Here is a 12,951-nt window from a genome sequence, read left to right on the forward strand (position 1 = left end):
GTAAGAGGGGGCGTTGCCAGGTGCGTTCTACCCCCGTAGAACTGGATGAGTCGCAAGGCGGACGGAGATCGGCCGGGCTCATCCCCGGTCCCGGTTCTCCCGCTTCCGCCGACGAACCCCTCTCCTTCGCGTGAGTGGCTCACGCACGTCTCCGGCGTGCTTGCGGCCGCCCTTGTCCCCGTCGAAAGGCCCGTCCGTGTCCCACTCCGTCATCCGCCGCATCGCCGCTTCGAAGAAGGCCTTCGCCGGTACCGTCCTCGCCCTGGGAGTCGCCGGTTCCATGCTGGCCGCGGTTCCGGCGCAGGCCGCCCCGATGAGTGCCAAGGCGATCGCCCAGCAGATGATCAAGGACCCGGGCCAGTTCGCGGCGTTCAACAACATCGTCTCGAGGGAGAGCGGCTGGGACCACACCGCCACGAACTCCTCCTCGGGCGCCTACGGCCTGGTCCAGGCCCTGCCGGCCTCGAAGATGGCCTCGGCGGGCTCGGACTGGAAGACCAACCCGGCCACCCAGATCAAGTGGGGCCTGGACTACATGAACTCCCGCTACGGCAGCCCCGAGGGCGCCTGGAGCTTCTGGCAGAACCACCACTGGTACTAAACCCACCAGCGGCAGCAGACGAAGCGGTACCGCAGCAGCACCCGAGCGGTACTGCGCGGTGCCCGCGCAGCGCATGCGAAGGCCCCGGCGGCCGACCTCCCCAGGTCCGGCCACCGGGGCCTTCGCGATCCCATCCCACAGGGTCCAAAGGCGGCGCAGCAGGTGCTACAGCCGCTGGATGATGGTGCCCGTCGCCAGCGCGCCGCCCGCGCACATGGTGATCAGCGCGAACTCCTTGTCCCGGCGCTCCAGCTCGTGCAGGGCGGTGGTGATCAGGCGGGCCCCGGTCGCGCCGACGGGGTGGCCCAGCGCGATGCCGCCGCCATTGACGTTGACCTTCTCCAGGTCCTGGTCGAAGACCTGGGCCCAGCTGAGGACGACGGAGGCGAAGGCCTCGTTGATCTCGACGAGGTCGATGTCCTTGAGGGACATGCCGGCCTTGCCCAGCACGGCCCGCGTGGCGTCGATCGGCCCGTCCAGGTGGAAGTGCGGGTCCGAGCCGACCAGCGTCTGGGCGACGATCCGGGCGCGCGGCCGCAGCTTGAGCGCGCGGGCCATCTTGCGCGAGGCCCACATCACGGCGGCGGCGCCGTCGGATATCTGCGAGGAGTTGCCGGCGGTGTGCACGGCGGTCGGCATGACCGGCTTGAGCCGGGCGAGGCCCTCCATGGAGGTGTCGCGCAGGCCCTCGTCCCGGTCGACGAGCCGCCACATGCCCTGGCCGGCGGCCTGCTCCGCTTCGGTGGTGGGCACCTGCACGGCGAAGGTCTCGCGCTTGAACCGCTCCTCGGCCCACGCGGCGGCGGCCCGCTCCTGGGACAGGACGCCGAGGCGGTCCACGTCCTCGCGGGTCAGGCCCCGGCGGCGGGCGATGCGCTCGGCGGCCTCGAACTGGTTCGGGAGGTCGACGTTCCACTCGTCCGGGAAGGGCTTGCCCGGTCCGTGCTTGGAGCCGGAGCCGAGCGGGACGCGGGTCATGGCCTCGACCCCGCAGGCGATGCCGATGTCCATGACACCGCCGGAGATCATGTTGGCGACCATGTGGTTGGCCTGCTGGGAGCTGCCGCACTGACAGTCCACGGTGGTCGCGGCGGTCTCGTACGGGAGGCCCATGGCCAGCCAGGCGTTGCGGGCCGGGTTCATCGACTGCTCGCCGGCGTGGGTGACGGTGCCGCCGACGATCTGCTCCACGCAGTCGGGCTGGATTCCGGTGCGGGCGAGGAGCTCGCGGTAGGTCTCGCCGAGGAGGTAGGCGGGGTGAAGATTGGCGAGCGCGCCCCCGCGCTTGCCGATCGGGGTGCGTACGGCTTCGACGATGACGGGTTCCGCGGCCATGAGCTCGTCCTCTCCTGCTCCTGCGTAGCGCACAGCGCGCATCGGCTAGCGCGCCTCAGCGACGGACGGGCCGTCCCGGCGCCCCGCCCGAACTAGTACGCGTTCTAGTTCTCCCCGCAGTCTTATGACCAGAACACCCGGTACGCAAGGGTCTTGCACGCGGCTTACACGGATTCCACACGCAACAGTTGGCGCGGGGCCCCTTGTCACTTCTAGAACTCGTTACTACCTTCAAGCCAACTTCTGATGGGCCGTCAGACTTTGGAGCCGCCCGATGACCTGCCCCGCACTGCCCGAAGGCTTCGACGCCACCGACCCTGACGTACTCCAAGACCGGGTCCCCTACCCCGAGTTCGCGCAACTGCGGCAGACCGCACCCGTGTGGTGGTGCCCGCAGCCGCGGGGCATCACCGGCTTCGACGACGAGGGGTACTGGGCCGTCACCCGGCACGCAGACGTCAAGTACATCTCCACGCACCCGGAGCTGTTCTCCTCCACGACGAACACGGCGATCATCCGCTTCAACGAGCACATCCAGCGCGATGCGATAGATGCCCAGCGACTGATCATGTTGAACATGGATCCGCCGGAACACACCCGCGTACGCCAGATCGTGCAGCGCGGCTTCACGCCGCGGGCCATCCGCGGGCTGGAGGACGCCCTGCGCGACCGGGCCCGCAAGATCGTCGCGGAGGCCCTGGAGGCCTCTGCCGACGGCAGCTTCGACTTCGTCACCCAGGTGGCGTGCGAGCTCCCGCTGCAGGCCATCGCCGAGCTGATCGGCGTACCGCAGGAGGACCGGTCCCGGATCTTCGACTGGTCGAACAAGATGATCGCGTACGACGACCCGGAGTACGCGATCACCGCCGAGGTCGGCGGCAACGCCGCGGCGGAGATCATCGGCTACTCGATGAACCTGGCCGCCGAGCGCAAGGAGTGCCCGGCCACGGACATCGTCACGCAGCTGGTGGCGGCCGAGGGCCAGGGCAACCTGGGCTCCGACGAGTTCGGCTTCTTCGTCCTCCTCCTGGCGGTGGCGGGCAACGAGACGACCCGCAACGCCATCAGCCACGGCATGCACGCCTTCCTGACCCACCCCGACCAGTGGGAGCTCTACAAGGGCACCCGGCCCTCCACCGCCGCCGAGGAGATCGTCCGCTGGGCCACCCCCGTGGTGTCCTTCCAGCGCACCGCCACCCAGGACACCGAACTGGGCGGGCAGAAGATCAAGGCCGGCGACCGCGTCGGCATGTTCTACTCCTCCGCCAACCACGACCCCGAAGTCTTCGAGAACCCCGACGTCTTCGACATCACCCGCGACCCGAATCCGCACCTGGGCTTCGGCGGCGGCGGCCCGCACTTCTGCCTCGGCAAGTCGCTGGCCATCATGGAGATCGACCTGATGTTCAACGCCCTGGCCGACGCCCTGCCCGACCTGCGCCTCGCCGGGGAGGGCCCGCGCCGACTGCGCGCGGCCTGGCTGAACGGCATCAAGGAACTGCGGGTCAGCCACGGCTGACCCGTGATCCAGGACGGCAGGGGCCTCACCTCCCACGCCCGGCCCCTGCCGTCCCTCGGTTGTTACTGGCCGGTCGCCGGTCGTTACCGTCTCGCCACCTGCGAGATCATTGCCTTGGCGGCGGACCGGACCCCAGACTGCCCGGATGAACCTTGAGGACCCCAGCGCGAGACGATGGCAGCGGCTGCCCACGACGTGGCAGCGGATGGTCGACCTCGGCGGCGGTTCCGAGCCCATGAGCCAGGGGGTACTGGCCCTCATCGAGGCCGCCCGCGAGGAGCCGGAACTGCGCCGGCTGTACCCGTACACCAGCCACTTCACCCTGTGGTTCAGCGCCTCCGCCGGCCACCCCTTCGCCGTGACCGCCCCGGCCGTCGAACCCCTCCCCGACGGCCGCTTCCGCATCCGCGGCCCCCGCCAGACCACCATCCTCGGCGAAGCGGACACGGCCCGGGCGGCCATAGCCCTCGTAGTCGCCCACCTACCGACGCAATAGCAGCCCGGCGGGCCGGGCGGGCCGGGGGCGGAGCCCCCGGGGCATGCCCGGGGCGCAGCCCCGCAGTGCCCGGGGCACATCCCCCGGGGCATGTCCGGGGCGCAGGGCGCAGCCCCGCAGGGGTCCGGGGCGCAGCCCCGGGGAACGGGCGAAGGGTGGGTAGGGGACAGCCCCGCAGGGCCCGCCCGGCTCCGCCGCCACGCCCAACCCAACCCCGCCCCGCCCCGCCCCGGGTGGCGCAAGCCGCCCCTCGGGCGGATCCTGACAGAACGCGGCGATCCATCGCGAAGGGGTGCCGAGGCGGGCTGTTACCCCGCCCCGGCACCCCTTCGTCGCCACACAGGCGGCCAGCCAACCCGCCGGCTACGCCCGAGTCCGCCCCGCGGACCCCGCTCCGACCCGCTCCGGCCGCCGAGGCCGCGGCACGGCCACCCCGGCCGGCACCGCATCGCCCCGAGGGCCCGACAGCACGTAGACGAGCCCGAACCCGGCCACGACGACGATCGCCCCGCCGACCGCGTCGAGCACCCAGTGGTTCGCCGTGGCGACGATCGCGCACACGGTGATCGCCGGATGCAGCGCGCCCAGCAGCTTCTGCCATCCCTTCGGCGCGATCATCACGATCACGATCCCGCACCACAGCGACCAGCCGAAGTGCAGCGAGGGCATCGCCGCGTACTGGTTGGAGATCGCGGTCATGGCCCCGTAGCTCGGGTTCGCCAGGTCCTGCACGCCGTGCACGGTGTCGACGTAGCCCATGCCGGGCATCAGCCGCGGCGGCGCCAGCGGATACAGCCAGAAACCTATGAGCGCCAGCACGGTGGCCAGGCCCAGCGAGGCCCGCGCCCAGCGGTAGTCCTTGGGGCGGCGCCAGTACAGGACGGCCAGGATCGCCAGCGGGACCACGAAGTGGAAGGAGGTGTAGTAGAAGTTGAAGAACGCCTCCAGCCAGGGCGTGTTCACGACGGCGTGGTTCACGGCGTGCTCGATGTCGATGCCGAGCGCCCGCTCGATCCCGTGGATCTGGCTGCCGTTGCCCTCGGCGAGGGTGCGGCTGGTGGGTGCGGCGGCCCGGATGTGCGAGTAGAGCGAGTACCCGACCCGTATCAGGAGCAGTTCCAGCAGCAGGTTCGGACGCGACAGCACGCGCCGCCAGAACGGCAGCAGCGGCACCCGCGCCCACCGCGCGGGCGCGGGCCGGCCGTAGGCGGTGGGGACCGGCTCGCGCCAGTACGGGGAGGAGCGCGGCAGGAACGGCACGGCGCAGGCCGCCGCGAGGGCCGCGAGCAGCAGCACGTTGTCCCGTACGGGGGCCAGCGCGACCAGGTTGGGCAGCAGCACGTCGCTCGGCAGGGTCATGGCGAGGACCACGGCCACCGGCCACACCGGCCGGTCCGCTGCCCGCTTGCCGACCTTGCCGGCGACCGCGAGCAGCACCCACAGCATCTGGTGGCGCCAGCCGGTCGGGGACACGGCGACGGCCACGCAGCCGGTGATGGCGACGGCGAGCAGCAGCTGGCCGTCACGGGCGTAGCGGGTGGCGCGGCGCAGGCCGATCCAGACGATCGGGGCCGCGAGGGCGGCGTAGAGCAGGATCTCGCCGGGCCCGGAGAGGCCCAGGCGCAGCAGGGCGCCGTGCACCGACTGATTGGCGATGCTGCCGGGTGCGCCGCCGAGGCCGGTCCCGGCCAGGTGCTGGACCCAGTACGTCCACGAGTCGCTGGGCAGGGCCGCCCAGGACAGCGCGGTGGCACCGGCGAAGGTCACGGCGGCGGAGCGCGCGGTGGCCCTGCGTCCGGACAGCCACAGCAGTGGCGCGAAGAGCAGCAGCGCGGGCTGCAGGGCTGCGGCCAGGCCGATCAGGAACCCGGAGGAGCGCCCGCTCGGGACCCGGAACACGGCGAGGAGCACCAGCAGCACCGGCAGTACGGCGGTCTGCCCGGGCAGGGCGGCTTCGCGGACGGGCAGCGAGACCATCATCAGCGTGACCAGCACGGGCGCGGCGAGCAGCGCGGTGCGCCGCGGCACGGGGTCGGGCAGGGCGCGCGCGGCGACCAGCCCGATGGCGGCCACGAGCAGCAGCGTCACGCAGGTCCAGGCCACCTCCAGGGAGGGCGCGGCCAGGCCCAGGAGCGGTTTGAGGACCAACCCCGCGAAGGGGGTCCCGGTGAACTGGCCGCTCGTGTAGAGCGAGCCCGGGAGGCTGCCCGGGAGGTGGAAGCCGCTGAGCCACTCGCCCGGTGGCACGCGCAGCACGACCGCGGCCTGCCTGACGGCGAGCAGCAAGGCCAGTGCCCACAGCATGAGGCGTGCCGCCCCGAGCCTGCCGCCGCCGCTACCGCCTATGACCCCGGCATGTCCGTTCGCACCACTGTGCTCCGCCGCGTTAGCCACGCCTCGCCGGCCTCCCGCCCTGTTGACCGCAACCCTGACTTCGCCTGGCTGCCGCGTTTCGTACCGCGTTTCATACCGCGCGCTTCATTTACCCGGACGACGATATCCCCCGCGCGATACCTAGGATGGCGGGCATGAGCATCGTGAAGATCAACGCCCTCACCGTCCCGGACGAACAGCGGGAGGTTCTGGAGCAGCGGTTCGCCTCCCGTGCGGGCTCCGTGGAGAGCTCGGACGGCTTCGAATGGTTCGAGCTGCTGCGGCCCGTCGAGGGCACGGACCAGTATCTCGTGTACACGCGGTGGCGTTCCGAGGCGGACTTCCAGGCGTGGATGGAGGGGCCCATGAAGGCGGCCCACCAGGGTGGCGGCGCGGGGCGCCCGGGTGGTGGTCCGGCGGGTGCCGAGGGCGGCGCGGACGGCGCGGAGCGGCCGAAGCCCGCTGCCACGGGCTCGTCGGTGTGGTCGTTCGAGGTCGTGCAGCAGGCGGCGCCGAAGCAGGCGTGAGCATGCGGAGGGGCCCGGAGCGGATGCTCCGGGCCCCTCTTCGGCTTCTCCCGGCCTTCCCCCCCGGCTCCTTCAGCTCCAGAAGGAGTCGGTCTCGTCGATGTCCTCGGTGCAGATGTCGATGTCACTGATCTTCCCGGCGACGATCGTGAAGAAGATGCCGTCGTGGATCTCGATCCCGCGGTCGCCGCGGTCCGCGCGCGTTGTGTGGAAACTCATGACGTGGCCGCGACCGTCCGCAAGCAATTTATCCAGGTGAAGCTGGAATGTCCCGTTCGTCTCTTCGCCGAGCCGGCGGTAGAGGTCGAAGACGGCCTCCCGCCCCTTGTGATGCCCGGAGATGGGGCTGCTGCCGGGGACGTGCTGGATGACGTCGGCCGTCATCATCGTGCTCAGCTTCTCCATGTCGCCCTGGCCGAAGGCCCCGTAGGCGCGACGGATCAGGGCACAGTCAGGATGCTCAGACATGACGGTCACGCCCTTCGTGAGTGCGGTTTGCCCTTTTTCCTATCATCGGCCCGGTCCTGTGGATATTCCAACGCGGGCGGCCGGAGGACGCTCCACAATGACGTCATGACCAGCAGAGAGACGCTCACCACGACCACGGCGGCAGCCACAACCGCGACCTCACCCACCACCGCAACCGCGCCGTCGACGGCGACTTCGGCTTCGACTTCGACTTCGGCTTCGGCTTCGGCTTCGGCTTCGGCTTCGAACTCGTTCACCACCCCGTCCCCGGCCGGGACCTGGCAGGTTGCCGCCGAGCCGTTCACCACCCCGGACGCCACGCTGCTGCGCCGCGCGTACTACGCGGAGGTCGCCGGCCGGTACTGGCGGCGGTCCGTCACCGAGGCCGAGATCGACCAGGGCCTCCTGGACTTCCCGGACGACGAGCTCACCGCGCCGACGGGCCGATTCGTGGTCGGCAGACTCGACGGACTGCCCCTCGCCTGCGGGGGGATACGTCTCCTGGACCCCGTCACCGCCGAGCTCACCCGGGTGTACGTGGACCCGCGCGCCCGCGGCACGGGCGGCGGGGCGGCCCTGCTCCGGGTCCTGGAGGACGCGGGCCGCGCGCTGGGCGCCGAGCGGGTCCGGCTGGACACCCGGTCCGACCTGGTGGAGGCCCGTGCGTTGTACGCGCGCCAGGGGTACGCGGAGATACCGGCGTACAGCTCCGGTCCCTACGCCGAGCACTGGTTCGAGAAGCGCCTGGTCTGACCGGTCACCTGGCGGAGTGGGTCACCCACCTGACAACGGAATGGGTCACCTGGCGGAATGGTCCCGGCGGGCCAAGGTCTCGTAGGGCTCCTCGTCGACGGAACCGCAGAGCTCGGAGTTGATCTCCGCAACCAGCTCGGACAGGTCGGTCGGGCGGTCCGCGGTCCACCAGTCGCCGAGCAGCTCGGCGAGCGACTCCTCCCGCGCGGCGGACAGTTTCAGCGCGCTCTCGCGCCCCTTCGCCGTCAGGACGAGCGGCAGTCCGTCGCGGACGGCCAGCCCCCGCTCCTCGATCTGGCGGCCCGCGTCCGTGATGGCCCGCAGCGGCACCATGGTCTTCTCCGCCAGGACGGCTGGGTCAGCGCTGCCGTACCTGTTGATCCGCAGCAGCAGCCAGCTGGCGGCGGGCAGCAGGTCGTAGCCCGCCTTTGCGGTGATCTTCTCGTAGACGTGCTTGCGGCCCTGGAGGGTCCCGAGCACGGTCAGGGCGCGGGCGACCTCATCCCGCGAGGAGCGCTGGACGGGGTTGGAGGCGAGGGTCTCGGTGACATCGGGCGCCGTCACCGAACCGCGCAGCTTGTCCTCCTTGAGGAACCAGGCCACGACGAAGGCCACCAGCACCACGGGTGCCGCGTAGAGGAAGACGTCGGTGATGGAGGTGGAGTAGGCGTCGAGCACGCGCGGTCGCAGCGCGGCGGGGAGGGCGCCGATGGCGCGCGGGTCGGCCTCCAGTGTGCTCACGTCCAGCCCCGGCGGCAGCGGGATCCCCTTGAGCGCACCGGCCAGCTCGTCGTCGAGCCGGTTGGTGAAGATCGTGCCGAAGATGGCGACGCCGAAGGAGGCGCCGATGGAGCGGAAGAAGGTGGCACCCGAGGTGGCGACACCGAGGTCGGCGTAACTGACCGAGTTCTGCACCACTAGGACGAGCACCTGCATGACCAGTCCGAGGCCGGCGCCGAAGACGAAGAAGTAGAGGCTCATCTCCCAGGTGGAGCTGGTGCGCTCCAGCTGGTGCAGGAGGAGCAGCCCGAGGGCGGTCAGGGCCGTGCCCGCGATCGGGAAGACCTTCCAGCGCCCGGTGCGGCTGACGATCTGACCGGACACGGTGGAGGTGATCAGCAGTCCGAGCACCATCGGCAGCATGTGGACGCCCGACATGGTCGGGGAGACGCCCTGGACCACCTGCAAGAAGGTCGGCAGGTAGACCATCGCGCCGAACATCGCGAAACCGACGATGAAGCTGATCAGCGAGCAGAGGGTGAAGGTCCGGATCCGGAACAGCTTGAGCGGGAGCACCGGCTCCACGGCCCGCCGCTCGACGATGACGAAGGCGACCAGCAGGACGAGGCCGAGTACCGCGAGCCCGATGATCTCCGGGGAGCTCCAGCCCCAGGTGCCCCCGAGCGAGGCCACGAGCACCAGGCAGGTCGCGACGGAGGCGATGAGGAAGGTGCCGAGGTAGTCGATGGTGTGCTTCTCGGTGCGCACCGGGATGCGCAAGGCCGCGGCGATGACGACGAGTGCGACGAGACCGATGGGGAGGTTGATGTAGAAGACCCAGCGCCACGACAGGTGGTCCACGAACAGTCCGCCCAGCAGCGGGCCCAGCACGCTGGTGGCCCCGAATACCGCGCCGAAGAGCCCCTGGTACTTGCCGCGTTCGCGCGGCGGGACGATGTCTCCGACGATCGCCATCGACAGCACCATCAGCCCGCCGCCGCCCAGCCCCTGCAGCGCGCGGAAGCCGATGAGCTGCGGCATGTTCTGCGCCAGGCCGCACAGGGCGGACCCGATCAGAAAGATCACGATGGCGGACTGGAAGAGCTTCTTGCGCCCGTACTGGTCCCCGAGCTTGCCCCACAGCGGCGTGGCGGCCGTCGAGGCGAGCATGTAGGCCGTGACCACCCACGACAGGTGCGACATCCCGCCGAGATCGCTGACGATCGTCGGCAGGGCCGTCGAGACGATCGTCTGGTCGAGCGAAGAGATGAGCAGCCCCAGCAGCAGCGCACCGATGGAGACGAGCACCTCGCGTGAGGCGTGTTCGGCGCTGGGGCCGGATGCCCGCTTCCGCGGGTCGGGCTCCGTGGTCACGTCCTGCACCATCGGCTCCTCCTCGGGCCTGATCGACTCCTCCATCCTGAGCGGTGTGTCCGGTTATGGCCTGTCGGGCGGCTTGGGCGGGTTACCGGAGGTCTGCATAATCGCAGGCAGCGGCCAGGGGAGGGATTCGAGTGAGCACTGAACAATGTCCGGAATGCAGCACCAAGGGAGGGGCCTGCGACTGCCCACCGGGCTTCCAACCCTTGCGCGTCCGCCCCTACGTATCCCTCCCCAACCCCACCCCACCCACCCCCGGCCCCACCCCGCCGAACCCCCCACCCCACCCCGGCCACACGGGCAGCACGGCACACCCCGGCCAGCCGGGCAACGCGGCACACCCGGTCCAGGCGAGCAACACGGCACACCAGGCCCAGCCGGGCAACGCGGCACACCCCGCCCAGCCGGGCAGCACGGCACACCCGGTCCAGGCGAGCGCCACACCACACCCGCCGCAGGCGGGCACGACGCCACCCCACGCAGGCTGGCCGGAGACCACTCCGCCCCATCCAGGCCCGACGGGCCCGACGGGGGCCACACCAGGCCCCGTCCAGGCGGACACGACGCACCCGGACGCAGGCCGGCCAGAGACCGCCTCGCCGCGCCCCGGCCAGGCGGCCACCACGCCACGACCCACCACCGACCCGACCCGCACCGCGCCACTGCCGCCCGGGGCTGAGACTCCCGCGTACGGGACACCCGTAGCCTCCCTGCCCGAAGAAACGATGCAGCTGCGCCCGATCCCGGCGTACGCGCCGCACGAGCCGCACGCGACGCCCGGGGCCCACGGCTCGTACGGGTCGCCCGAGGCCCCCACGTGGGACCAGGCCGGCCCGGCTTACGGGTACGGGATGGACGGGACATACGGCACGGACGGGGCGGACGGGGCGCACTCCTCCGAGCCCCCGCGCCGCCGCATCCGCGCGCTCCCCATCACCGCGGCCGCCGCCACGGTGATCGGCGCAGCGGTCCTCGTCCTGAGGGCGTTCTCGGGCTCGGCCGCGCCGGAGACCACCCTCCTCGACGCGAAGCCCTCCTCGCCCCCGATCAGCCTCACCCAGGTCACCCCGTCACAGCCCGCCAAGAGCACCGGCCCGTCCCCGTCACCTTCCCCCAGCCCCTCCCGGTCCGCGTCCCCCTCGCCGTCTCCCACCCCGAGCCGTTCGTCGACCCCCTCGGCCACCCCGTCCCGCACCGCGTCCCCCACCCCGAGCCGCTCCTCCGCGCCGACCTCCCGGCCCCCCGCGGGGCCGACCCTCAGGTACGGGGACTCGGGCCCCGAAGTGGAGAAGCTCCAGCGCCTGCTGGCAGCGCAGGGCATCTACCGCGGCAAGTACGACGGCAGGTACGGCGCCCGTACGGAATCGGCGGTCTCGACGTTCCAGGCGTACAACGACATCGACGAGGACCCTTGGGGTGTCTACGGGCCGGCGACCCGCCGCGCTTTGGAGGGATAGAACACACCGGATCCGGTGGCGAGCACCCCTCCCCGTTTTGTATTGTTCAGGAACAAAGTGGTTCCGTCCTCACTCCCTGACCGGTGGACGGAACCACTTCTTCTCTTTCCCGTCCCGTCTGGAGCCCCTCCGATGCCGGCCAGCACCACCACCGCCCCCGCCGTCCTGACCGCCAAGGCCCTGCTCCTGGACATGGACGGCACCATCGTCAACTCGGACGCGGTGGTCGAGCGCTGCTGGTACGACTGGGCCGTCGCCCACGGCCTGGATCCGGAGGAAGCCCTCAAGGTGGTCCACGGCCGCCAGGGCTACGCCACGATGGCGATCCTCCTCCCGGACCGCCCCATGGAGGAGAACCTCGCCGAGAACGCGGTGATGCTCGCCCGTGAGACCGCCGACACCGAGGGCGTGGTCCCGATCGGCGGCGCGCCCGCCTTCATGGCCGCCCTCAGCACCCTCCCGCACGCCCTGGTCACTTCCGCCGACATGGCCCTGGCCACGGCCCGGATGACGGCCGCCGCCCTGCCGATGCCCGAGGTCCGGATCACCGCCGAGTCCGTGCAGGCCAGCAAGCCCGACCCGGAGGGCTTCCTCATGGGCGCCGCCGCCCTCGGCGTGGACCCGGCCGACTGCATCGTCTTCGAGGACTCGGCCGCCGGCATCGCCGCAGGCCAGGCCGCGGGCATGCGGGTCATAGGCGTCGGCCCCCGCGCCGCCGCTCACGGCCCCACCGCCCACGTCCTCGACCTGACCACGGTCACCCTCACCACCTCCCCCGACGGCTCCATCACCCTCACCCTCCAAACAACCTGACCCCCGCAGCCTGACCTGGCGGACCTGCCCCGGCTGCCTGACCTGGCCGACCTGACCCAGGCAGCCTGACCCGATCGGCCTGACCCGCGCAGCCTGACCCGGCCGACCTGACCCAGGCAGCCCGACCTGGCCGACCTGACCCGCGCAGCCTGACCTGGCCGACCTGACCCAGGCAGCCCGACCTGGCCGACCTGACCCGCGCAGCCTGACCCGATCGACCTGACCCAGGCAGCCCGACCTGGCCGACCTGACCCGCGCAGCCTGACCCGATCGACCTGACCCGCGCAGCCTGACCTGGCCGACCTGACCCGGGCTGCCTGACCTGGCCGACCTGACCCGCGCAGCCTGACCTGGCGGACCTGCCCCGGGCTGCCTGACCTGGCGGACCTGCCCCGGGCTGCCTGACCTGGCCGACCTGACCCGCGCAGCCTGACCTGGCCGACCTGACCCGCGCAGCCTGACCCGATCGGCCTGACCCGCGCAGCCTGACCCGGCCGACCTGACCCGGC

At 71.4% G+C, this 12,951-nt stretch carries 11 protein-coding genes; 7 read left to right on the forward strand and 4 right to left on the reverse strand.

The window, feature by feature from the left end; all coding sequences use genetic code 11:
• The first annotated feature begins 196 nt into the window (after positions 1–196).
• Complete coding sequence (locus AC3IYI_RS12110; RefSeq protein ID WP_489410185.1) at positions 197–601, forward strand: aggregation-promoting factor C-terminal-like domain-containing protein; 405 nt, start codon at positions 197–199, stop codon at positions 599–601.
• A gap of 165 nt (positions 602–766) precedes the next feature.
• On the opposite strand, the gene AC3IYI_RS12115 is transcribed toward AC3IYI_RS12110, so the two are convergent.
• A complete protein-coding gene (locus tag AC3IYI_RS12115; protein ID WP_399384143.1) occupies positions 767–1,936 on the reverse strand; it encodes a steroid 3-ketoacyl-CoA thiolase in 1,170 nt (389 codons plus the stop codon).
• A gap of 274 nt (positions 1,937–2,210) precedes the next feature.
• Between AC3IYI_RS12115 and AC3IYI_RS12120 the strand changes: the two genes are divergently transcribed.
• Positions 2,211–3,455: a cytochrome P450 gene (locus AC3IYI_RS12120; RefSeq protein WP_489410186.1), complete on the forward strand. Its 1,245-nt coding sequence runs from the start codon at positions 2,211–2,213 to the stop codon at positions 3,453–3,455.
• 145 nt (positions 3,456–3,600) lie between these two features.
• On the forward strand, positions 3,601–3,951 hold the full coding sequence (locus AC3IYI_RS12125) for a DUF6193 family natural product biosynthesis protein (protein ID WP_489410187.1): 351 nt from the start codon (positions 3,601–3,603) through the stop codon (positions 3,949–3,951).
• A gap of 363 nt (positions 3,952–4,314) precedes the next feature.
• Here AC3IYI_RS12125 and AC3IYI_RS12130 read toward each other — a convergent pair whose 3' ends face one another.
• Positions 4,315–6,255 (reverse strand): bifunctional glycosyltransferase 87/phosphatase PAP2 family protein, encoded by a 1,941-nt coding sequence (locus AC3IYI_RS12130; RefSeq protein ID WP_489410188.1) that lies wholly within the window; start codon positions 6,253–6,255, stop codon positions 4,315–4,317.
• A gap of 224 nt (positions 6,256–6,479) precedes the next feature.
• Between AC3IYI_RS12130 and AC3IYI_RS12135 the strand changes: the two genes are divergently transcribed.
• Positions 6,480–6,851 carry an antibiotic biosynthesis monooxygenase family protein gene (locus AC3IYI_RS12135; RefSeq protein ID WP_489410189.1) on the forward strand — a complete coding sequence of 124 codons (372 nt, stop codon included), beginning with the start codon at positions 6,480–6,482 and terminating at the stop codon, positions 6,849–6,851.
• Between the two features lie 72 nt (positions 6,852–6,923).
• Here the strand turns inward: AC3IYI_RS12135 and AC3IYI_RS12140 are convergent, their stop codons facing one another.
• Positions 6,924–7,319 (reverse strand): nuclear transport factor 2 family protein, encoded by a 396-nt coding sequence (locus AC3IYI_RS12140; protein WP_489410190.1) that lies wholly within the window; start codon positions 7,317–7,319, stop codon positions 6,924–6,926.
• Positions 7,320–7,640: 321 nt separating this feature from the next.
• On the opposite strand from AC3IYI_RS12140, the gene AC3IYI_RS12145 reads away from it, so the two are divergent.
• Complete coding sequence (locus AC3IYI_RS12145; RefSeq protein WP_266913117.1) at positions 7,641–8,072, forward strand: GNAT family N-acetyltransferase; 432 nt, start codon at positions 7,641–7,643, stop codon at positions 8,070–8,072.
• Between the two features lie 45 nt (positions 8,073–8,117).
• Here the strand turns inward: AC3IYI_RS12145 and AC3IYI_RS12150 are convergent, their stop codons facing one another.
• Positions 8,118–10,178 (reverse strand): MDR family MFS transporter, encoded by a 2,061-nt coding sequence (locus tag AC3IYI_RS12150; protein WP_489410191.1) that lies wholly within the window; start codon positions 10,176–10,178, stop codon positions 8,118–8,120.
• A gap of 719 nt (positions 10,179–10,897) precedes the next feature.
• Between AC3IYI_RS12150 and AC3IYI_RS12155 the strand changes: the two genes are divergently transcribed.
• A complete protein-coding gene (locus tag AC3IYI_RS12155; protein ID WP_489410192.1) occupies positions 10,898–11,629 on the forward strand; it encodes a peptidoglycan-binding domain-containing protein in 732 nt (243 codons plus the stop codon).
• Between the two features lie 132 nt (positions 11,630–11,761).
• Positions 11,762–12,442 (forward strand): HAD-IA family hydrolase, encoded by a 681-nt coding sequence (locus tag AC3IYI_RS12160; RefSeq protein WP_489410193.1) that lies wholly within the window; start codon positions 11,762–11,764, stop codon positions 12,440–12,442.
• Positions 12,443–12,951: the final 509 nt, after the last annotated feature.

The sequence above is a fragment of the Streptomyces sp. GL_148 genome (assembly GCF_057834205.1).